This window comes from Klebsiella sp. A-Nf5 (assembly GCF_002810545.1).
Lineage (GTDB): Bacteria > Pseudomonadota > Gammaproteobacteria > Enterobacterales > Enterobacteriaceae > Klebsiella > Klebsiella variicola.
Genome location: NZ_PIOG01000092.1, coordinates 79350 through 99723, shown reverse-complemented (window position 1 = coordinate 99723; position 20374 = coordinate 79350). Strand labels below are relative to the sequence as shown.

The window sequence follows — 20374 nt, the reverse complement described above, 5'->3', positions numbered from 1 at the left end:
TTACTGACCTGCTGTCTGATAGTGGAGCTCCGCCTGGCGGCGTAGATACTCAAGGCCAGGGGCGATCGCCATCGCCCATGCAGTGAGGATCTCTTCATCGCACAGCGGATCGCTGGCGCGGACGGTTTTGAGCATGGCTTCCCGCCACAGTGCAAAAAAACGCGGCGGCAGGCGCAGGCCTTCCTCGCTCTGCTCGCGCGCCAGCCGTTCCAGAAAATCGGGTACGAAGAGATCACCGTTGACCGCCAGCATGGCGAAAAAGCTTTTAAAGATCATCTGCTGGCCTTCCTCGCCCGGGCGTCGTGAAAAGTGCTGCTCCGTCTCGGGAGACATATGGATAAAGGTGCTGTAGAAGGCCTGAAAAAAGCGCTTTTTATCGTGCTCCGGTACGACGCGATTCAGGCTGGCTTCAAAAAGATCGCGATAAAACTTCATGGTGCGTTCCTCATGACCCGTTCGCCCGGCAGGCAACGGCCGGGTGGGTTAAATTCGTCCGTCGTGCGGTGGGCAAAATAGCTGTTGTCATTCGCGAGGCCGTTTTTGAACAACGGTCCGGCGTTATGTTTGTAAAGCAGCGCCTCCAGCACCATGGCGTTGGTGGAGAGGGTGAGGGTGGCGTTGACGTCGCCGGTGGCCTCGACCCGCCCTTCAAACCAGCCGCGCTGTGGGTCGTTAAGATGGGCAGTGACCGCCATTAGCGCATCGGTATACTCGGCCTTCCATAGCGTCCACAGGACAAAGACCGCTTTGGTGGTCACCTGCGCCAGTCGGGGATAGTATTTCCCGTCGTCCCCGAGCGTATTCCAGGCGTAGCCATTCCCCCACACGGTGTCTTCCACGTGCCAGGGCGCCTGGCTAAGCGAAAAATCGGCCCGGGCGGTTAGCACTTTATCCTGTGTCCAGCGCGTTTTCTGGCTGAGCCATATCCCTTCCGCCCGTTCGCGCATGGCTTTTTGTACCTCTTCCGGCACGCCGGGCGGCTGCCAGCCGAACTCCAGTCCCGGTAGCATGGCGGGCAGAGTGGAGAGCACCACGGGTTGCCATGTGGTGCGCGGGTCGCGGTCGTCAACGGCGAGGCGGCGCTGATACATAATCACATTGCGCGCCGGGGGAGAGAAGGCCTTGCCGACCGGGAATCCCCACAGGCGAAACGCGCTGGCGGCGTATTCACTGTCTCCCAGCCGAAGCTCCTCGCGGATCGTCTGCTGACCGTTCTGCAGTGAGGCGGACCACAGCTCTCCGTCTTTATCGATCACCGGGCAGAAGTTCCAGCGCAGGATAATTTTATCAATGTACTCGCCGTACTGCGGCGCACGTTCGGCGGTGAGCCGCAGGGCGAGCATCAGTCGGGCCATATCTTTTGCTGACCAGCCGCTGGCCGCCGGTTTGCCGCTGAAGTCGACAGGGGTCGCCGTCTGAGTGGAGTATAGCCTGCCCGGCGAACCGCCGTCGGTCAGCGTCAGGCGATTGAGGGTGCCAAGCAGGGGCGTCAGGCGGGCGTCGAATTCGGCTTCCTTTACCAGCCCCAGCTCTCTGGCGGCGAGGAGGGCGATAAGGGTGTCGCCCATCTGCCACAGCGTCGCCCGCGGCTGTTTGTCGCTGCCGTTGACCAGGCCGGTTTGCGGCTGGGTATTGTTCTTGACATACTGCCAGGCGATCTGCGCCCACGTCCGCTCCTGCGGCGTCAGGCTGCTGATACGGGCGGTGGTGTGCCAGCCGCCTTTGGTCAGCCAGCGCCACCCCGCGCCTTCGCGACTGAACAGCGCCAGCGCGATAAGCAGCAGGACGACGGCGACAGCCAGCCAGCGAGCTAGGGTTTTAAGCATTGCGCGGTCACCGGCGGAAGTTTAACGGGCTCGTCAGCCTGGCAGGCGGCGCACTGACAGGCCTGGCAGACGGGTTTGGTGCGCTGCGTGGTCCCGGTCTGTTCGCACCATGTTTTGACGGCAGGGGTGTTGCTCAGGAACGGACGATTGCGCGGGCTGTTATTTGGCTCAAAGAGATCCACCAGCTTTTTGTCCCACAGCGATGGGGCGAAATCGCGGTTTTTCGGATTGTCGCTGGAAAACTGCAGCAGTTTGCCCTCTTTTTTAAACAGCAGCGCTTCCAGCATGATGCCGTTATTATTGGCGGTGAATTCATTGATTGGGCCGTCGCCGTTTTCATACAGTCCCTCGTAATAGCCTTTTCCCGCTTCGTTCGCATTTTCAATGGCATCCAGCAGACGATCGGTATAGGGCGAGTTCCACAGCACCCACATCCCCATCGCCGCTTTGAGCGACATCGCGGCGCTGTTCGGTACGAACTGACCTTTGTCGGTTATCGTGTTCCAGTTAAAACCGTCGCTGAACACGGTGTCATAGACAAAGTACGGGGATTTATCGAGCTGATGCTCGGAGCGGGCGGTGAGGATCCCGGTGATGGCGTAGCGATTCTCCTGAGCCTGATAAACCCGGTCGGCGAAGTTTTTCATCCACGGATGGGAGTACTCGCGCGGGCTGTTGTTCCGGTCAGCAGGATTATCAAAGCCAAACTCCATGCCATACAGCACATAGGATTCACTGACCACATAGTTATGCTGGCTGGTTTGCCGCGGGTCGCGAGAATCATAAGGGACCATCACGCAGTAAATCTCCGCCAGCTCATACGGTTGAGGCCGGCTGGCCTGACAGGTGTTAAATCCCCATAGCTGAAAGCCCGCCGCGCCGTACTCCTCGTAGCCGAGGCGCCCTTCCTGAACGTATTTGGGCTGGCCGTTTTCCAGATACGCCCCGTACAGCGTGCCGCAGGGATCGACCACGTGGCTAAAATCCCACCCCAATACTACGTTATCGATGCTGTTGCTGTATTCCGGATAGCGCTCCTTGATCACCTTCAGCCAGATCAACATTCTGCCGATATCCAGCGCCGAATAGCCGATTTCACCCGGTTGGTTCTGGTAGTTCACCTTTTGTCCGCTAATGGTGTTATAGGCTTTGTTGGGCAGCTCATTACGGAATAAAACGAGCTTATTCAGCGTGGCGAGAAACTTCAGCATCCGACGGTCGAATTCCGCTTTGTCAATAATTCCCAGCTCACGGGCCGCGGTCATTGCGGCCAGATAGGAGGCACTGTCCCACATGGTGGTGGAGGGGTATTTATTAACCGCATTAACCAGTCCGGTCGTGGGTTGAAAGTTGGTGACGAAATATTGCCAGGCATTTTTGGCAATAGTCATCTCCCTTGGCGTGAGCTCCCCGCTGCGCGGGGCGTATTCCGCTGCCGGCAGCCCGGTTTCAGCCTGTACGGCAGAAAGTGAGAGCCACAGCGCCATGAGTCCGGCCAGCAGGGGGAAACGGGATAACAGTGTCAGCTTCATGGCGTTGCTCCTGCTGAGGACGTGAGTGGGGGGGCAGGGCTCAGGCAGGCCAGACACAGCATCTGCCCCCGGGAAATGTAGGCCAGGCTTTCGAGCACGATCGCGTTAGTATCGCCGTCAATAACGTCGTTGACGCTGCGGTTGAGATTTAACCCACGCTGCCAGCCCTTGCCCGGGACCTGCAGCGTCTGAACCTGCTGGCGCAGCGCCTCGCTCCAGCTATTACGGAACAGGGCGTACCAGGCAAAGGCGGTGCGGGTGGAGGTGATCGCCGTTTGCTCCGGGGCGGCGCTGCGTGGGGCGAAGGCGCTCGGCGGCTGCCGGTCGGCCAGCGCGCTGGCATAATCCGGGGCAGGCTCGGCGTAGTCGGTGCTGATCGGCGGCTTGCTGACCTTCAGGCTATGCCGCCGTTGTTGAATTTGCATAATACGCCAGGCGATCTCAGCGCTTTGCGCGTCGAAACCCAGCTCAAGCCCGGTTAACAAGTACGGTAGGCTGATCAGCGAAGGCTGTCTCCCCCAGGGCGTGCGCAGCCCCTCGTCAGGCACCATGATGCCGTCGATATCGACCATCTGCTGCCCCTGGGGCGGATTGGTCACCGCCAGCCCCGCCGTGCTGTCGATCAGCCGTAACGTATGGCTGGCATAGAGTCGGTAGCCAAAGCTGTCCCGCGGTTCATCCGCCGCCAGTGACCAGTGGTGCAGCGGCGCCGCGGCCTGGCTGGCGGGGCTGTTGCTGATGAGCGCGCCGACCTGCCACTGATTAAACAGATCTCGCACCGCATCCGCATGCTGAGGATAGCGCCAGAGCAGCGTTTGCAGGGCGGTGAGCAGGCGTCCCATACCGATGGCGGAGGCGTCCGGGTTGCCGAGGATCTGCAGCGTGTCGGCATGGTACTGGGCAGCGGGCAATCCCTGGTCGTTGAGCGGCAGTTGACCGAGTGTAAACAGGGCGGCGGCAATGCGCTCATCACCTTCGGCGACGGTCACAATATGCAGCTGCTGTGCGGCGACCACCGCGAAAAGATAGCTCCCGACGCTCCACAGGCTGAGCCAGGGTTCGCCATCGTGCGCGTTGGCCAGACCGTTTGGCTGGGTATTGTTGACATAATACTGCCAGGCCACCCGCGCCCAGATGGCCTCGTCAAAGGTCAGCGCGCGCGGGGCGGGCAGCGGCGGGAAATCCTGACTCAATATCAACCCGCCGCTGCTCTCGACGCGCGCAGGCATTTGCTTTTCCACCCACACGACAATCGCAAAGCCCAGCAGGAAGCCAATGAGGATGGTGAGATAGCTGCGGGCGGAAAGCAGGGCGTCGCGTATTCTCATTGGCTTGCCTCCTGCTCTTCGGGGGGCGTCCACATGGCGGCGAAGATCAGCGGCAGCATGGCGGCAATATTCACCGCGCCCCAGAAGATGTTGATGACATACCCTGAGGGGTCGTCAACCTGTCCGCGCGCCACCTGAATACCGCCCCATATCAGCCCCGCCAGGGTAAGCAAAACGATGGCAATTTGCGGCTTGACGAGATAGAGAAAGCGGCCCGTCTGTCGCTCTTTCGGCGTGACGTGAAATTTGATCTGCTCGCCGCGCAAAACGGTGTTCAGCGCCCGCAGGTTCATCGAGAAAAAGGAGAGGTAAGAGGCCCGGCCGTCCCAGGCCGAAATGCCCCAGGTACCGAACATAAAGGCCAGTTCGGAGACAATAAAAAAGGGTAAAAAGTGCAGATAGAAAGGGGTAGACCACGCCGACACCGGGGGAATGCCGGTGAAGAGATAGATAATGGGTGAAATCAGGAATACGGTATTCCACACGCAGGCCAGATAGGACCAGAAGGTGGTGGCGTACATCAGCGTTTGCGGCAGCGAGAGTTTAAAGCGGCGTCGGCTGAAGATGTTGTCATGGAACAGGATATCCAGCGATCCCGCGGCGTACTTAAAGCGCTGGATCATCCACGTCAGCATATCCTGTGGAGAGAGCATTTTTGATTCGATCCGCGGGTGCATTACCGAGCGCCAGCGACGCGCGGCGTCGCCGTGCAGCAGGATGGAGGTATAAATATCTTCCGAGACGTGAAACTTGTAGGGGGTGAGTTCGGTATCGAAGGCCACGTGGGGTCGCATGGCATCCTGTAGCGCTTCCCGCGTTGCGGGATCGCGAATGTCCCGCGTATGACGCGCGATCTCTGCCTCAACGCTCCAGACGTAGCTGCGCAGCGCCGCCTGCATTACTGCTTCGCGCCGGTGAACGGAGGCAGCGCCGCAGCAGAACGCGGCGTTAGCCCAGTTGCGGCGGCGTAAAATCACGTCGTAGAACATGCGCGGATCGTTGAAAAAGGGGTCGCGGCCGATGGTCACCGGACCGACGATTTTCTGCGCCAGCCAGCCCACCCCGTAGCCTGCGCTGCCTGCCTTACGCCGCAGCCAGCGCGCCAGGTTTTCGCCTTCTGGTAAATCGAAAAACCACTGCGGGGTTTGCACCCAGGCGACGTCCGGATCACGAAAATAGCCGAGCGTGTGACTGAGCAGAGTCGGGAAAACGCGGGTATCGGCGTCACAGATGATCAGAAAGTCGCCGTCGGTGTGTTCCAGCCCGTTGCGCAGGTTACCGGCTTTATAGCCGATATTGCTCTGACGGGTGATGTAGTTCGCCCCCTCCTGCTCGCAGACCGCCTTCATTTCCGGACGACGCCCGTCGTCAAGGACATGCACCTTATAGTCGAGCGGACCGGGATAGGTCATCTGCATAGCGTCACGAATCGACAGCCTGACCAGCTCCACATCTTCTGAATACGTGGCGATAAACAGATCGACTTTAATCGGCCTCGACTCCACTGCTTCATCCGCGCGCAAACAGTCGTTGATCTCCGTCGGCGGCGCGCTTTGCGGAGGATCTTTTTCCTGCCATAAATTAATGGTGAACAGGACGGTGCCAATCCACGCCAGGGTTTCCGCCAGCACCAGAGGGATCGCATACCACAGGGCGTCAGTGTTTAAGGACGCGGTCCAGCGCCAGTAAATATAATTGACGCCAAGAACCAGGGCGGCCACAGCGAATACCTGCCAGATCATTCTCACCCAGTTCGGGGTGCTGAGCGGCTCAGGCGGTCGGCGATGTTCAAAACGGGAAAAATAAAAATCCATAGCAAGGATATCCTGATTCCGCGCTGAGTTTGAGTGACAGACCTGTTATCGACTGGGTGCATTCTGCAGGACGCATAAGGGCAGGTAAATAACAGTAAATTGAGTGTAGATGGTGGCGTAAAAATTTCCACAGCGTGAATTGACTGGCGCCTGGATGACTTAACATAGTGTGATGTCTGCAGGCGGAATTTATAAAAGGGGCATTGCAAGATAGCACATTCTACACTATCTAAATAATTTGTAATAAGTGTTGCAGGGTAGACGACAGGATCCCCCATGAGCCAGGCTGCTTCAGCGATTTTGCAAAAAGAAACTGATAAATCAATATCCTGGCGTTATTCCCTGGCCGGTGATCGTGACCTGCGTATCGACTTTATGCGTGGCATTGCCCTCGTTATGATGGTGGTGGCGCATACGGAAGTGATGTCGATATTTAATATTTTCAGCTGGGAACGTTTTGGTTTGACCACCGGCGCCGAGGGCTTTGTGATCCTGTCAGGTTTTATGTTAGGGATGCTAAATCGTGTCAGATTACAAAAAGCAGTATTACTGACGGTGGGCTGGGGACTTTATCTGCGCGCATGGAAAATATACTGGGTTAATATTATTATCATTGTCTCTTTTCTGTTGCTGGGATATTTTCCGTATATTAATGTCTTTGAAGTGACTCATTTTACCGACCGCTTTTCCGGTACCAGCTGGTCGCTCTACCCGCTCACCCCGCAAATAAAAGAAACGTGGTTTAACATTATCCTCTATCTGCAGATTGGCCCGCATCAGACGCAGATCCTCGGTCTCTATATTTTTCTGTTATTGCTCAGCCCGCTGTTTCTGGGAATGCTGCAAAAGGGTCACGTCTATCCATTACTGGGCGTCTCGCTGCTCATCTACGGCTGCTGGCAACGTTGGCCGATACGGGTGACGCCCTGCGAATTTGAATTCGCCTTTCCCCTGCTGGCCTGGCAATTTATCTTTGTGCTGGGGATGTGCTGCGGCTGGTACAAAGCGGAGTTGCTCTCTTTCGCCCGCACGCCGCCCGGCAAAGTCGCCGTCGCGGCGCTGGTGTTCATCGCGCTTATCCTTGCGTTTGTCGCCCAGAACCATACCAATCCTTTTATGCCGCCCGCGCTGCTGATGCACGTGATCCCACCGGCGGAGTTTAACGCTTTTTACCATACCTGGGCGGCGAAAAACGGCCTGGGTCCGGTGCGGATCCTGAATGATATCAGTCTGATGGTAACCATTTATCTGCTATTGAGCTGGTGCTGGCGGCCCCTTAACTGGCTGGCAGGCTGGTTCCTGATCCCGCTCGGTCAGCGTTCGCTCTACACCTTTATTTTGCATGTTTACGTCGTGCTCGCCGTAAGCCAGGTGGTCACCTTCGATCTGTGGCGCCAGGACTGGGTAGTGAACACCCTGATCCACGCGGCCGCGCTGGGCGTGCTGTGGCTGATGGCGAAATATCATGTCGCCGCACGCTGGATACCTAACTAAGGAAGGGCAAATGCGGGAGAAATATATGCTGGCCTGTGCGCTATGGTGCGCAGTCTCGGGTGCGGAAGGCGCAGACAAAAACGAGACTGAACCACTGCGCGACAAAAATGGTGAACCGGTGCAGGCCGGTGTGTTTACCAGCCGCTGGGGACGACTTTTTTCCGGTAATGATAAGGTTTTCTCTGGCGCGCTGAGCTTCAGTTCGGGCCTGAAAGAGCAGTGGATGACGATTCCCAACAGCTCCGACAGCGCGGAAAAGAAGAAAAAATATAACCAGACATTAAATCTTAGCCTGCAATATTCGCCTTACAGCTTCTGGTTCGCCAACGTGACATCGCGTCTACCGGTAACTGACACCAGCCGCTATACCGCCGATTTTCGCTATAGTTTTGGCTATGACGACTGGCATGCCAACACCGTCAGCCTGGTTTACAGTAACTATGGTGATAACCATTTCTGGACCTCAGGCAGCACGCGTCATACCTATTTTGAACAGGGAGCCATCACTTTGGCATATAAATTTTCCCTGCCGAAGAAAATGGAGAATGCGCTGCTGATCAATAAAGGCGATGCCATCATGTGCCAGGTGGGCTACAGCTGGGTCCCGCGTTATTACGATCTGGAGAGCGACGATATCCGCAAAAACAAAAACGTGCTGCTCGGGGGATGCGGATATACCTTTAAGCAACATTTCTTTATTCGTGCGACGGCGTTCTGGTACCCCGACAGCAGCCAACAGCAGCCGTGGAACGGTGACTACAGCTACAGCTTCGGCTATGCGGGCTATACGCCAGGGTCATTTTCAGTGCAGTACGCCAACTATGCCGGCACCCGCTATCCGGGCCATGACAGTGGCAGCGGCAAGTTTCGTGAAGGCACGGTCAGCCTTATCTGGTTCCTGCCGATTTAGGAGGCGCGATGTCGGTGCAGCACGTCCTGATTGTTGAAGATTCACTGGTTTATCGTCGGCTGTTGAGTCGAATGTTGACGCAGTGGGGTTATATCGTCAGCGAGGCGGAAAACGGCGTCGCTGCGCTGACGATCCTGGAGAACCAGCCCGTCAGCCTGGTGATTAGCGACTGGGAAATGCCGGAGATGAATGGCCTGACGCTGTGCCGGGAAGTGCGCCGCCGCCACTTTGGTCACTATGTTTATCTGATATTGCTCACTGCCCGCGAAAATCCAGGCGATCTGACGCTGGGGTTTGAGGCCGGTGCCGATGATTTTCTCAGTAAGCCGGTGGAGCAGAGTGAACTGCGGGCGCGACTGCACGCCGGGGCGCGGATCCTCTCCCTTGAAGCCGATCTCGCCGCGCGCAATACGCGGCTAAGCGAAGCACTGCATCAGATTGAACAAGATCTGGAGCTGGCGGCCCGCATCCAGCAGTCGGTTCTCCCGGCCCATCAGCTGCGCCATCAGGGCTTCTTCTCCGACTGGATATTCCTGCCGTCGGCCTGGGTGTCGGGGGATATTTTTAATGTTTTCACGCTGGGGGATCATCTCGGATTTTACTGTGTGGATGTCTCCGGCCACGGTGTGGGGGCGGCGATGATGTCGCTCGCCGTCGCCCGTCAGTTTCTGCATGGCAGAGCGGTTGAGCGTTTTCTTTTTACTGCAGACAACCAGCCGGCGTCACCAGCCGAGGTGGTGCAGATCCTGAATGGTCGTTTTTGTAGCGACGAGGCAGAGATCGTCAGCTATTTCACCCTGATCTATGGCGTCATCGACCTGGCAACCGGCGAGGGGAAACTGTGTCAGGCCGGGCATCCCACACCGTTTATCGTCACCGTGGACGGAGATGTGCGCACGGTCGGCAGCGGTGGGGCGCCGGTGGGGTTGATGTCCAATCTCACGTGGTCAGATGTTAGCTTCTCGCTGGCGGCGGGTGAGCGGCTGTGCTTGTTCAGCGACGGTATCACCGAATGTGAAAACCGTAACGGTGAACAGTTTGGCGAAGCGCGCCTGCAGCGCCGTCTGCAGGATGGCGTAACGCTTTTGCTACCCACGCTGCTGGCGCAGTTTGCCGAGCATCTTACTTGCTGGCGCAATGGTGATGACCGGGAGCCGCAGGCAATGGCTGATGATGTTTCACTCTTGATTATTGAACGTACAGGGGACAGTGATGAAAATTGATACCGAACGGCAGGCCACGGTCACGATCCTGACGCCGGCCGTGCGTCGGCTGGATGCTTCCGTCGCGGTGGCCTTTAAAGCGGCAGTCGCCCAGGAGATAGGCGAATCTCGCACCGATCTGATTGTTGATTTCAGCAAAATCGATTTTATCGACAGTAGCGGTCTGGGAACCCTGGTTTCTCTGATGAAGATGATGAACGGCAAGGGTGAGATGACGCTGTGCGCGCTGAATCCTGGCATCCACAATATGTTCACGCTGACCCGTATGGATCGTATTTTCCGCATTTGCGAGGATCGCACCTCGGCACTTGCGCAGTTAAATGAGTGACGTGCCCGTGAATAACATCATGATGTTTCCTGCCGAACTCACCTCGCTTTCACCGCTGGCGGAGTGGCTTGCCCAGCGAATGGCGCCGCTGCCTGTTGTGGACGAGTGGCGCTTCGCGCTCGATCTCGCTGCCTGTGAAACGGCAACGAATATTATTCGCTATGCGCTGCATGAGGATCGGGAAAGTCGTTTTGGTGTGGAATTTAGGGTCGCGGACCGACGGGTGACGCTGCGCTTTACCGACGCGGGGGAAACCTTTCCCGCCGAGCGCCTGGCGCTGGCGCGTAGCGATGAGCGCTTCGATGTCGATCCGTTAGCGGAAAGTGGTAGAGGCTTGCGACTTATTTTGCGCGCGGTGGACTATTTTAACGTTGAAATGAATGCAGGGAAGAATATCACCACCCTGATAAAAGCGTTGCCTGATCCCGGCGTTAATTATTCAACCGACAAAAACCGCGATTGAAAAAAAGACGTTATCCCCAGGCGGATAACGGGCACTCTTTTCCTGCGCATTCTTATTGTTGCGCGTGCGCGGTGGACAACGCACCCAGATGATGAGGGCGGATAGCATCAAATGTCATCATTGCCGATTTGCAGAAAATGCATTTCGCACCAAAGGGATTTTTTTCAGTCACGTCAAACTGGGACGTTCTGTACTGGGAGCCATGGCAGCATGGGCATCTAAAATGGATATGTTCGATCATAATGTAAACCTTGTATGGGTAATGTTCTGTTGAAAAGACAATGGTCGTTTTCAGGGAAATTAACGCGGCTGATTTTAGTTAGTGGTAAGCCGGGTATTGGGTCAGACGGAGGGCTTTATTAACGAGCCAGCAGGGGTCTGACAGAGCCTGTTTACAGAAAAAGCAAAATACTAACGGGACTGCTCAAAGGAAGGTGGTATCAGGGATAACGCCTGGAGATGAGAACTCGTACTCAGATAATAACTTTTCGTCTGGTAAATCGACACAACGATTAACGCACGTGCCGCGAATAATAGCAAATATTATTTTAGCCTTCCGGATGCCTGCTGTGTCAGGGGTGCCTTCATCAGCGCGGTAACCCAGTCGATAAACACCTGAACCCGGGCAGAGAGCTGCCGATTACTGGGATAGAGCAGGGAGAGCGGCAGCGGCGCAGGGCGAAAATCGGCCAGCACCTCAGTTAACGCGCCTGACGCCAGATCGACCTGAACGCGGGAAGAGGGGGCCTGATACAGGCCAAAGCCAAGCCTTGCCGCTTCGGCGCCGACGTCAGCATCGGAGGTCAGCAGCCGACAGGGCAAACTGACCTCCGTCTGCCTGCCATCCAGGGTAAAGCTCAGCGGCAGGGTCCGGTGGGTACGCGTTGAAACAAACCCGATCATCACGTGGCCTGTCAGTCCGTCGATGGTTTCCGGGGTACCATACCGGGCAAGGTAGGCCGGGCTGGCGCAGGTGATCTCCTGCAGCCTGGCGAGCGGCCGGCAAATCATCTCGCTGTCGGGGAGATGGCCGCCGCGAATAACGCAGTCGACCCCTTCGCGAACCAGATCGACGTCGCGTTCGCTTTCGCCGATCTGCAGCGTAATGGCGGGATAGCGGGCGAGAAACTGCGGCAGCGCGGGCAACAGCAGGGTTCGCGCCAGATTGCCCGCCACGTCCACGCGGATCATACCGGCAATGCTCCCCCCGGCGCTGCGGTTAGCCTCCTCAAGGGCCGCCAGAATGGACACGCAGCGCTGATAATACAGCGTGCCCTCTGCCGTGGGCTGCACGTGCCGGGTGGTGCGCTGCAGCAGTCGCGCCCCGAGGCTGGCCTCCAGCGCCTGAATCGCCGCGGTCGCCACCGGCCGGGAAAGACCGAGGTCCGCGGCGGCGGCGCTGAATGAGCCGCGTTCGACGATGCGCACGAACAGGGTCAGGGTATCCAGTTTATCCATGACATTGTTCCAGCTGGCAAAACAATCCTGTCGCGCAACGCGGTCTTATCGTCGGCATGCAGAAGCCTATAATCGCTCATGTTTTCAGCAGAGATAAAAGGGGGAAACATGAACAATAGCGCAAAAATTGCCCTGGTGACAGGCGGCAGTCGCGGCCTGGGGCGCGCGACCGTTGAAGCGCTGGCTCAGCGCGGCGTGAACGTGGTATTGACCTACAAAACGCGTCTTGCCGAGGCGAACGAGGTGGTCGCGCGGGTTACAGACTTGGGCGCGCGGGCGATCGCGCTGCCCTTCAGCGCCGGCGACATCGACACCTTTGACGCGTTTGTTAGCGCCTTTCAGGGCGCGCTGGCGGAGCTGGGTGCCGATAAATTTGATTATCTGGTCAATAACGCTGGCAACGCCAGCGGTATGGGTTTTCTTAACGCCACGGAAGCGGAATTCGATGCGCTGTATCGTATCCACGTGAAGGGCGTTTTTTTCCTCAGCCAAAAACTATTGCCGCTGATGGCAGATGGCGGACGGATAGTGAATGTCTCGTCCGGGCTAACCCGTATCGTGATGGCGAACCGGGCGCCCTATGCGATCATGAAGTCCGCGGTGGAAACCCTGACCCGCTATATGGCGTTTGAGCTGGGCAGTCGCGGAATTACGGTGAACTGCGTGGCGCCCGGCGCCATCGCCACCGATTTCAGCGGCGGGGCGGTGCGGGATAACCCGCAGGTCGCCCAGGCTGTCGCCGGGATGACGGCGCTGGGGCGGCCTGGTCTGCCAGAGGATATCGGGCCGATGATCGCCTCGCTGCTATCTGACGATCATCGCTGGGTTAATGCCCAGCGAATTGAAGTTTCCGGGGGAATGCGGATCTAAATCGCGGGATATTGCCCGGTCAATGTCATGCGGAGTTGAGTCAGGTTAAGCTGCTGCGGGAACGGCTGATCAAACACCGCCGTGCCGGTGGGCAGGAGAGCACCAGCGCGGCGATGGACAATTCCCTTCGTCAGAACACGCTTTCTCTACAGGCCGTTATTCCGCCAGCAGAGCGGCGAATTTCGCCAGCCACTGCGGGTGGGCCGGCCACGCGGGGGCGGTAACAAGATTGCCGTCCACATGCGCCTGGTCGATACCAATATCCGCATAGTGCCCACCGCTCAGGCGCACTTCCGGAGCGCAGGCGGGATAGGCGCTGCAGGTGCGACCCTGCAGAATACCGGCGGCGGCCAGCAGCTGCGGGCCGTGGCAGACGGCGGCGATAGGTTTACGCGCGGCGTCGAATGCCTGTACCAGTTTAATAACCTCCTCGTTCAGGCGCAGATACTCTGGCGCCCGGCCGCCGGGGATCACGAGCGCGTCGTAGTCCTCGGCCTTCACTGCGGCAAAGTCGGCGTTCAGGGTGAAGCGGTGCCCCGGTTTTTCGCTATAGGTCTGGGCGCCGTCAAAGTCATGGATTGCGGTCATGACATAGTCGCCAGCGGCTTTATCCGGGCAGACGGCATCGACCTGGTGGCCAATCATCTGCAGTGCCTGGAAAGGGACCATCGTTTCGTAATCTTCGGCATAATCGCCGACCAGCATCAGGATCTTCTTGCTCATCATTTTTACTCGTTGTGGGAGAAAGGTGTCTTAGATATAGCCTGGCGATCCGCAGAATGCGACCCCCTCAGGATGCCGAAGACGGTGGCGTGCGTATCTTGTTATCGGGGTCATGTTTTTCTGGCAATGACAACTTTTTCCGGCATCGCCGCCCTGCGGCCAGTCACCCGGAAAAATATCCTTTTCAGCTACAGACGGCTGTCTGCGGTGGAAAATATCGCGGGTTCCGCAAACCATTCCTCGTCACGTCTGGTGCATGCAGATCGGTAAGTCATAATTTTTACCCGCCAGCAGGGGTTAATTGCGTTGATATCTGGATGATTTTATCCCAGGTGATGCTTTCGCTATGTTTATTATTTTATTTTAATTTTGCGCGGAATTTATTGTGATTATTGTTTGCGGGTTTTGCATTGACTTATTAAATATTCACGTTGAGTGCCGAGGGAAATAAATTCATTCACCTTGTGAGTATATTCAATCAATCTTCTTGTTAAGTTGATCGATAATCTATTTTTGCTTTATCATCCTCAGGTTTTTTACCGTCAATTCTTCAACAATTATTCCTCAAGGAAAGGAACTACTATGGCTGATACGTTCCAGAATGAAGTCCCCAGGGCGCGCATTAATCTCAAATTATCTCTTCATACCGGCGGCGCGCAAAAGAAGGTCGAACTGCCGCTGAAGCTGCTTACCATTGGCGATTTTAGTCATGGTAAGGAAAGCCGGCCTTTATCAGAAAGAGAAAAAATCAACGTCAATAAAAATAACTTTAACAGTGTACTTTCGGAATTTAGCCCGGAGGTGAATCTCTCGGTGCCAAATACGTTGGCCGGCAACGGCGAAGAGGAGAATGTCAGACTGCGTTTTACCGACATCAAAGATTTTGAACCGGAGCAGGTTGCCCGGCAAATTCCGCAACTCCGCGCCATGCTGGCGATGCGTAATTTATTACGCGATCTCAAATCCAATCTGCTTGATAACGCCACTTTCAGAAAAGAGCTTGAGGCAATCCTGAAAGATCCGGCGCTGTCCCAGGAATTACGTGACGAAATGAGTGCACTTGCCCCGAAATAATTTCGAGGCAAGTCTGTTAATGGATTAACCGGGAAAATGCTAATGTCTGTTACCACAGAAAATGCTCCTGTTCAGGGGCAAACCACGCTGCAGGAAAATAGGGCGGGCGAGGGCGTTTACGCCTCGCTGTTTGAGAAAATTAATCTCGCCCCGGCGTCTCGCCTCGGGGATATCAACGACTTTCTGGACGATGCCGCGCTCTCCGAGGCGCCGGCGGCAGAACGTCTCACCGCGGCGATGCAGGTGTTTATGGAGCGCATCCGACAGTCCGGCCAGCGGGTGGAAAAGCTCGACAAAACGCTGATTGATCACCATATCGCCGAACTGGATTTCCAGATAAGCCGCCAGCTGGACGCGGTGATGCACCACCAGGAGTTTCAGCAGGTCGAATCCCTGTGGCGCGGCCTCAAACAGCTGGTGGACAACACCGACTATCGCCAGAACGTCAAAACGGAGATCCTGGACGTCGCCAAAGATGATCTGCGCCAGGACTTTGAGGACGCGCCGGAGCTTATCCAGAGCGGACTCTACTGGCACACCTATACCGCGGAGTATGACACTCCCGGCGGCGAGCCGATCGGCTCGGTGATCTCGGCTTATGAGTTCGATGCCAGCCCGCAGGATGTGGCGCTGCTGCGCAATATCTCCCGCGTCTCTGCTGCCGCCCATATGCCGTTTATCGGCGCCGTCGGTCCGGCCTTTTTCCTGAAAGAGACCATGGAAGAGGTGGCTGCTATTAAGGATATCGGCAACTACTTTGATCGCGCGGAATATATTCGCTGGAAATCATTTCGTGAAACCGACGATGCCCGCTATATCGGCCTGGTGATGCCGCGCGTGCTGGGCCGTCTGCCGTACGGTCCGGATACCGTGCCGGTGCGCAGCTTCAACTATGTCGAGCAGGTGAAGGGCCCGGACCACGAAAAGTATCTGTGGACCAGCGCGGCGTTTTCCTTCGCTTCCAATATGGTGAAGAGCTTTGTCAATAACGGCTGGTGCGTGCAGATCCGCGGTCCGCAGGCCGGTGGTGCGGTGAAAGATCTGCCCATCCACCTGTACGATCTGGGCACCGGCAACCAGGTGAAGATCCCTTCCGAGGTGATGATCCCGGAAACGCGGGAGTTTGAGTTCGCCAGCCTGGGCTTTATTCCGCTGTCGTACTACAAAAATCGCGATTATGCCTGCTTCTTCTCGGCCAACTCCGCGCAGAAACCGGCGCTGTATGACACTGCCGACGCCACCGCCAACAGCCGCATCAACGCGCGTCTGCCTTACATCTTCCTGCTCTCGCGCATCGCGCACTACCTGAAGATGATCCAGCGCGAGAATATCGGCACCACCAAGGACCGACGGCTGCTGGAGCTGGAGCTGAACACCTGGGTGCGTAGCCTGGTGACTGAAATGACCGACCCTGGCGACGAGCTGCAGGCCTCCCATCCGCTGCGCGATGCCAGCGTGGTGGTGGAAGATATTGAGGATAACCCGGGCTTCTTCCGCGTGAAGCTGTACGCGGTGCCGCATTTCCAGGTCGAGGGGATGGACGTCAATCTGTCGCTGGTCAGCCAGATGCCGAAGGCGAAGGCGTAGGTCCGGACGATGATGAAAACGGAACGTCCGTTGTGGGGTCGGGGCATTATGGTGTCGCCCCAGCATTTTCAACAGCAGGCTGCGTATGCAGCCTGGACTGCGGAAATGATTGCCCGGATGGGGCTTAACCACCCCTGGGGAGTGGTTCAGGTTACCTTCGAACCAGAGATGCTCAAACTGGGCCGCCTGCAGGTTCACAGGCTGCAGGTCCGGTTCCAGGATGGCACGATGATTGATACGGACAATGCCGATGCGCTGCCGTCCGCGCTGTCACTGGACAGGGTGGACGGCGAGGCGGTGATCGTGCTGGCGCTGCCCCTGATGCAGGCGAATGGCGGCAACTGTCTGAAGCCGGAGGAGGTGGCCGAAAGGCCGGTGCGTTTCCGGCAGCGCTGGCGCGATGTCCGCAACCAGTTCGGGGATGATACCCGGCAGATTGCCGTCATGCAGCCGGAGCTGACCCTCCGCTTCGCCCATCAGGACAACAGCGATTACCTGACCTGCCCGCTTGTTCGCCTGCAGCGGGACTCGCAGGGGGCCTGGCTTATCGACGAGACCTTTCTCCCGCCGCTGCTGCAGATCCAGGGCAGCCGCTGGCTGGCGGCGCAGCTTGAACAGCTGCTTACTCAGCTTCGGGCTCGTCTGACGCGCCTGATGGCCATGCGTCGCGAGAGCAATGAACGGATGGCTGATTTTGCCGTGGCCGATGTCTCTCTGTTCTGGTTGCTGAATGCGCTGAACAGCGCCGAGCCGGTGCTGGGGTACTTTCTGCGTGACCAACAGAGCCCGCCGGAACGCCTCTATCCGGAGCTGGCGCGCCTGGCTGGCAGCCTGCTGACCTTTTCGCTCACCCATCAGGCGAATGCCGTCCCGATCTATCAACATGACCAGCTGAACACGGTTTTTCCGCCGCTGTTTGATTTACTGAGCGATCTGCTGGAGGCGAGCCTGCCGTCGCGGGTGGTGGCGATTGCGCTGGAGCATGATGCCCGGCTGCACTTCTGGCAGGCGCGTCTGCACGATGCCCGGCTGCGGGAAGGGGCTGATTACTACCTGTCGGTTCGTTCGTCGGTACCGGTCGCCCGGCTGCAGGAGCAGTTTCCGCGACAGTGCAAAGTGGGCAGTCCGGATCATGTCAAAGCCATCGTCAACTCCTCGCGGACAGGGGTGCCCCTGACGCCATTGCGTCATGTGCCGGCGGCGATCCCGCTGCGTCTGGAAAATCAGTATTTCAGCCTCGATGTGTCCCACCCTCTGGCGACGGAAATGCTGCAGAGCGGCACCTGTATGTTCTACGTCCCGGGGATGCTCGGTGAGCCTGAACTTGAACTTTTTGCGGTACTACGAACGTGAATGAGCCTAAACGCGGCAACGCCGCGTCCATTGATATAGATGCGCTGCTGCAAAACACCTGGCTGCAGGTTATCAGCCTGCGCCACGGCCCGCAGTTCCGCGATGAGGAAGGGTACACGCTATGGCAGCGCTGTATTGCTGATGTCGAGCGCGTGCAACATGAGCTGAAGGCGAGCGGGCTTGATGACGTCAGCTGTCAGCATATTCTCACCGCCCAGTGCGCGCTGCTCGATGAAGCCGTGAAAGGGCGCGGCGTGGAGGATGAGGCCTGCCTGCAGTGGTATGACATTCCGCTGCAGGGGCACTTCCTCGGCACCATGGATGCCGGTGATACGCTGTGCGATCGGATGCGTGATGTGCTGCGTGAACCGGCGCCCGACCTGGCCGTGGTCACCTGTTTTCAGCGGGTGATGCTGCTAGGTTTTGTTGGCAGCTTTCGCTCCCTCAACGATCCCGAGCGCCTGAAGCTGATCAACGCGCTCAGTGAGCATGTCCCACCTTTTCAGTGCCCGTCAGCCGCTCCCGTACTGGTAGAGAGTCGGGCCGGACTGGGGATAAGCGGCTGGCTGGCCTCCTGGCCGGTACGTATTGGCCTGAGCGTGATGGTGGTACTCGTCCTGTGGTGGGGGCTGAACCACTGGCTCGATCACCTGCTGCTGACGCTGTTACCGGGGGAGGTGAAATGAGCCCCGCGCAGCAGCGTGGGCTGGCGCTGTGGGCCAGTCTGCTGAGTGCGCTGGTGTGCCTGCTATTTTTGCCGGTTCCCCGCTGGGGGGCGTGGCTCATTCTGCTGGTCACGCTGGCCCTGATCATCGGGATCTGGCGCATCGCCAGTCGTCGTTCCGGGCGTAACGTTACGTCAAGCCTGGACGATCTCCCGGCGGCCGCTTATCGCCAGCCGGTGGTCCTCGTTTGCGGCGATCTGCCGTGTGTCTGGTCGCAAAAGTCTCCGGTGCGGGTCGTCAAACAGGGCTGCTGGATCCGCGTGGAAAAGACGGAGGAGCTGCAGCAGGTCGCGCGTCAGATATTGAGCCAGCGGCCGGAATGGGGGCCTCAGCTGTCGGTGCTGCTCTGCGTCTGCCCGCAGCGGCACGCACAAAGCGATGCGCTGACCAGCGCTCTGCTGGCCCTGCGCTGGCAACTCAGCCAGCTGCGCCAGCAGACGGGGTATGCTGTACCGCTGGCGCTGCAGGGGCAGGTGGGCAGCACGATGAGTCGCGACCTGCTCTGGCAGGCGGCGATGCCGGGTGAGGCGGTGAAAGTCTGGCAGCCCTCCTGCGCCCCCTGTTCCGTACCGGCCTGGGTAAGCGCCGGCGGGGCGGCCGCGCTGGAGCAGCAGGTGCTGATGAACAGCCTGATGGGCTGGTTTGAACAGCACGTCCATGCCGTGTTGACGGAAGAGAATACCGACCTGCCACCTCTGACCCCAGCGGCCGTGCTGTGGGGCCTCGGGCCCTCGCTGCCTGGCAGTCTGGCGTCGTCGGCCTGGACGACGTGGTTATCCCGACATAGCGGCCTGTCGCGGGTAGCTGGCTGGCAGCCTGGCGAGAGTGACACCGAAGACGCTTCAGCATTGCCGGAATTCATCCTGCCGCAGTTACCGGCGGGACGGGGACTCACGCCACGAGGCAGGGCCTGGCGCGCGGCGCTCGCGATTTTCACCCTTGCGGCTGTCGCCGCGCTGCTCAGCAGTGGCTGGAACAATCGACTGCTGCTGCAGCGCGTGGGCGTCGATATTGCCCGTTATGAGCGGATTGCGATGGATGATTATCGGCCAAAAGCCAGCGCTGTCAGGGTGCTGCGTGAAGATGCCGCGCTGCTGGATAGCTGGGCGCGTAACGGCGTCCCGCTGCGCCTGAGTCTGGGCTTGTATCGCGGGGAGCAGATTCGCCTGCCGTTGCTGGAGGCTATTCGCGGTTACGTGCCGCCTCCACCGCCGCCCAGGCCGGTGCAGCGCGTCGCGCCGAACGTCATCCGCCTTGACAGCATGTCGCTGTTCGATACCGGGAAATGGGTACTGAAGCCCGGTTCGACAAAGCGGCTGGTCAACTCGCTGGTGGACATTAAGGCCAGGCCCGGGTGGCTGATCGTGGTGGCGGGCCACACCGACAGCGTGGGTGAGGAAAAAGCCAACCAGCTGTTGTCGCTGAAACGCGCGGAATCGGTCCGCGACTGGATGCGCGATACCGGCGACGTGCCGAACAGCTGCTTTGCCGTTCAGGGCTATGGCGAAAGCCGACCAATTGCAACAAACGATACGCCGGAAGGCCGTGCGCTGAACCGCCGTGTCGAAATCAGTCTGGTGCCGCAGGTAGACGCCTGCCGGTTACCGGACCAACCCTCTGCGTCATCCCAGGATGATGGCGCTTCACTACACAATGGAGAGTAATT

Annotated in this window: 19 protein-coding genes; 11 read left to right on the top strand and 8 right to left on the bottom strand. The window is 58.1% G+C overall.

Annotation, left to right across the window (positions count from 1 at the left end; translation table 11 throughout):
• Genes CWM53_RS10040 through CWM53_RS10020 form a run of 5 tightly spaced genes read right to left on the bottom strand, consistent with a single transcriptional unit; the run spans position 1 to position 6500 of the window.
• Positions 1 to 435 (bottom strand): globin, encoded by a 435-nt coding sequence (locus CWM53_RS10040; protein WP_025714185.1) that lies wholly within the window; start codon positions 433 to 435, stop codon positions 1 to 3.
• On the bottom strand, positions 432 to 1826 hold the full coding sequence (locus CWM53_RS10035) for a DUF3131 domain-containing protein (RefSeq protein WP_074386074.1): 1395 nt from the start codon (positions 1824 to 1826) through the stop codon (positions 432 to 434). The genes CWM53_RS10040 and CWM53_RS10035 overlap by 4 nt, the downstream gene beginning before the upstream one ends.
• Entirely contained in the window at positions 1811 to 3358 is a 1548-nt protein-coding gene (locus CWM53_RS10030; RefSeq protein WP_100729903.1) for a DUF3131 domain-containing protein, read from the bottom strand. Before CWM53_RS10030 ends, CWM53_RS10035 begins: the two co-directional genes overlap by 16 nt.
• Positions 3355 to 4686, bottom strand: coding sequence for a DUF3131 domain-containing protein (locus CWM53_RS10025; RefSeq protein ID WP_100729902.1), 1332 nt, complete (start codon positions 4684 to 4686; stop codon positions 3355 to 3357). Before CWM53_RS10025 ends, CWM53_RS10030 begins: the two co-directional genes overlap by 4 nt.
• Positions 4683 to 6500, bottom strand: coding sequence for a glycosyltransferase (locus tag CWM53_RS10020; protein WP_100729901.1), 1818 nt, complete (start codon positions 6498 to 6500; stop codon positions 4683 to 4685). Before CWM53_RS10020 ends, CWM53_RS10025 begins: the two co-directional genes overlap by 4 nt.
• Positions 6501 to 6776: 276 nt before the next feature.
• On the opposite strand from CWM53_RS10020, the gene opgC reads away from it, so the two are divergent.
• From opgC to CWM53_RS09995, 5 genes are read left to right on the top strand one after another with little or no spacing between them, the layout of a single operon-like run.
• The gene (gene opgC, locus CWM53_RS10015) at positions 6777 to 7994 is read left to right on the top strand and encodes an OpgC domain-containing protein (protein ID WP_100729900.1); all 1218 of its coding nucleotides are present in this window, start codon (positions 6777 to 6779) and stop codon (positions 7992 to 7994) included.
• 10 nt (positions 7995 to 8004) lie between these two features.
• On the top strand, positions 8005 to 8904 hold the full coding sequence (locus tag CWM53_RS10010; protein ID WP_061154854.1) for a hypothetical protein: 900 nt from the start codon (positions 8005 to 8007) through the stop codon (positions 8902 to 8904).
• An 8-nt stretch (positions 8905 to 8912) separates the two neighbouring features.
• Positions 8913 to 10127 (top strand): PP2C family protein-serine/threonine phosphatase, encoded by a 1215-nt coding sequence (locus CWM53_RS10005; RefSeq protein ID WP_100729899.1) that lies wholly within the window; start codon positions 8913 to 8915, stop codon positions 10125 to 10127.
• The gene (locus tag CWM53_RS10000) at positions 10117 to 10455 is read left to right on the top strand and encodes an STAS domain-containing protein (protein ID WP_100729898.1); all 339 of its coding nucleotides are present in this window, start codon (positions 10117 to 10119) and stop codon (positions 10453 to 10455) included. The genes CWM53_RS10005 and CWM53_RS10000 overlap by 11 nt, the downstream gene beginning before the upstream one ends.
• Positions 10448 to 10918, top strand: a complete 471-nt coding sequence (locus tag CWM53_RS09995) for an ATP-binding protein (RefSeq protein ID WP_100729897.1) — start codon at positions 10448 to 10450, stop codon at positions 10916 to 10918. Before CWM53_RS10000 ends, CWM53_RS09995 begins: the two co-directional genes overlap by 8 nt.
• A gap of 52 nt (positions 10919 to 10970) precedes the next feature.
• Here CWM53_RS09995 and CWM53_RS09990 read toward each other — a convergent pair whose 3' ends face one another.
• Positions 10971 to 11159, bottom strand: coding sequence for a cold-shock protein (locus tag CWM53_RS09990; protein WP_071839087.1), 189 nt, complete (start codon positions 11157 to 11159; stop codon positions 10971 to 10973).
• Between the two features lie 302 nt (positions 11160 to 11461).
• Positions 11462 to 12376: a LysR family transcriptional regulator gene (locus CWM53_RS09985; RefSeq protein ID WP_074386067.1), complete on the bottom strand. Its 915-nt coding sequence runs from the start codon at positions 12374 to 12376 to the stop codon at positions 11462 to 11464.
• Between the two features lie 108 nt (positions 12377 to 12484).
• Here CWM53_RS09985 and CWM53_RS09980 point away from each other — a divergent pair, with 108 nt between their 5' ends.
• Entirely contained in the window at positions 12485 to 13246 is a 762-nt protein-coding gene (locus CWM53_RS09980) for an SDR family NAD(P)-dependent oxidoreductase (protein ID WP_074386066.1), read from the top strand.
• A 156-nt stretch (positions 13247 to 13402) separates the two neighbouring features.
• On the opposite strand, the gene CWM53_RS09975 is transcribed toward CWM53_RS09980, so the two are convergent.
• Positions 13403 to 13969, bottom strand: coding sequence for a DJ-1/PfpI family protein (locus tag CWM53_RS09975; RefSeq protein WP_074386212.1), 567 nt, complete (start codon positions 13967 to 13969; stop codon positions 13403 to 13405).
• A 582-nt stretch (positions 13970 to 14551) separates the two neighbouring features.
• Between CWM53_RS09975 and tssB the strand changes: the two genes are divergently transcribed.
• Genes tssB through CWM53_RS09950 form a run of 5 tightly spaced genes read left to right on the top strand, consistent with a single transcriptional unit; the run spans position 14552 to position 20372 of the window.
• Positions 14552 to 15043 carry a type VI secretion system contractile sheath small subunit gene (gene tssB / locus CWM53_RS09970; RefSeq protein WP_074386065.1) on the top strand — a complete coding sequence of 164 codons (492 nt, stop codon included), beginning with the start codon at positions 14552 to 14554 and terminating at the stop codon, positions 15041 to 15043.
• A 42-nt stretch (positions 15044 to 15085) separates the two neighbouring features.
• Complete coding sequence (gene tssC / locus CWM53_RS09965; RefSeq protein ID WP_064159186.1) at positions 15086 to 16630, top strand: type VI secretion system contractile sheath large subunit; 1545 nt, start codon at positions 15086 to 15088, stop codon at positions 16628 to 16630.
• Between the two features lie 9 nt (positions 16631 to 16639).
• Positions 16640 to 17983 carry a type VI secretion system baseplate subunit TssK gene (gene tssK / locus CWM53_RS09960; protein ID WP_165784135.1) on the top strand — a complete coding sequence of 448 codons (1344 nt, stop codon included), beginning with the start codon at positions 16640 to 16642 and terminating at the stop codon, positions 17981 to 17983.
• A complete protein-coding gene (tssL, locus tag CWM53_RS09955; RefSeq protein ID WP_100729896.1) occupies positions 17980 to 18669 on the top strand; it encodes a type VI secretion system protein TssL, short form in 690 nt (229 codons plus the stop codon). Before tssK ends, tssL begins: the two co-directional genes overlap by 4 nt.
• Positions 18666 to 20372: an OmpA family protein gene (locus tag CWM53_RS09950; protein ID WP_100750782.1), complete on the top strand. Its 1707-nt coding sequence runs from the start codon at positions 18666 to 18668 to the stop codon at positions 20370 to 20372. The genes tssL and CWM53_RS09950 overlap by 4 nt, the downstream gene beginning before the upstream one ends.
• The last annotated feature ends 2 nt before the right edge of the window (positions 20373 to 20374 follow it).

What these genes read in the sequence shown, in the direction of transcription:
- tssK (WP_165784135.1), top strand. Translation starts at nt 16,640, where the DNA reads ATGATGAAAACGGAACGTCCGTTGTGGGGTCGGGGCATTATGGTGTCG.
- CWM53_RS09975 (WP_074386212.1), bottom strand. Translation starts at nt 13,969, where the DNA reads ATGAGCAAGAAGATCCTGATGCTGGTCGGCGATTATGCCGAAGATTAC.
- CWM53_RS10005 (WP_100729899.1), top strand. Translation starts at nt 8,913, where the DNA reads ATGTCGGTGCAGCACGTCCTGATTGTTGAAGATTCACTGGTTTATCGT.
- CWM53_RS09985 (WP_074386067.1), bottom strand. Translation starts at nt 12,376, where the DNA reads ATGGATAAACTGGATACCCTGACCCTGTTCGTGCGCATCGTCGAACGC.
- tssB (WP_074386065.1), top strand. Translation starts at nt 14,552, where the DNA reads ATGGCTGATACGTTCCAGAATGAAGTCCCCAGGGCGCGCATTAATCTC.
- CWM53_RS10020 (WP_100729901.1), bottom strand. Translation starts at nt 6,500, where the DNA reads ATGGATTTTTATTTTTCCCGTTTTGAACATCGCCGACCGCCTGAGCCG.
- CWM53_RS09980 (WP_074386066.1), top strand. Translation starts at nt 12,485, where the DNA reads ATGAACAATAGCGCAAAAATTGCCCTGGTGACAGGCGGCAGTCGCGGC.
- CWM53_RS09950 (WP_100750782.1), top strand. Translation starts at nt 18,666, where the DNA reads ATGAGCCCCGCGCAGCAGCGTGGGCTGGCGCTGTGGGCCAGTCTGCTG.
- CWM53_RS10025 (WP_100729902.1), bottom strand. Translation starts at nt 4,686, where the DNA reads ATGAGAATACGCGACGCCCTGCTTTCCGCCCGCAGCTATCTCACCATC.
- CWM53_RS10010 (WP_061154854.1), top strand. Translation starts at nt 8,005, where the DNA reads ATGCGGGAGAAATATATGCTGGCCTGTGCGCTATGGTGCGCAGTCTCG.
- tssC (WP_064159186.1), top strand. Translation starts at nt 15,086, where the DNA reads ATGTCTGTTACCACAGAAAATGCTCCTGTTCAGGGGCAAACCACGCTG.
- CWM53_RS10030 (WP_100729903.1), bottom strand. Translation starts at nt 3,358, where the DNA reads ATGAAGCTGACACTGTTATCCCGTTTCCCCCTGCTGGCCGGACTCATG.
- CWM53_RS09995 (WP_100729897.1), top strand. Translation starts at nt 10,448, where the DNA reads ATGAGTGACGTGCCCGTGAATAACATCATGATGTTTCCTGCCGAACTC.
- CWM53_RS09990 (WP_071839087.1), bottom strand. Translation starts at nt 11,159, where the DNA reads ATGATCGAACATATCCATTTTAGATGCCCATGCTGCCATGGCTCCCAG.
- CWM53_RS10035 (WP_074386074.1), bottom strand. Translation starts at nt 1,826, where the DNA reads ATGCTTAAAACCCTAGCTCGCTGGCTGGCTGTCGCCGTCGTCCTGCTG.
- CWM53_RS10000 (WP_100729898.1), top strand. Translation starts at nt 10,117, where the DNA reads ATGAAAATTGATACCGAACGGCAGGCCACGGTCACGATCCTGACGCCG.
- opgC (WP_100729900.1), top strand. Translation starts at nt 6,777, where the DNA reads ATGAGCCAGGCTGCTTCAGCGATTTTGCAAAAAGAAACTGATAAATCA.
- CWM53_RS10040 (WP_025714185.1), bottom strand. Translation starts at nt 435, where the DNA reads ATGAAGTTTTATCGCGATCTTTTTGAAGCCAGCCTGAATCGCGTCGTA.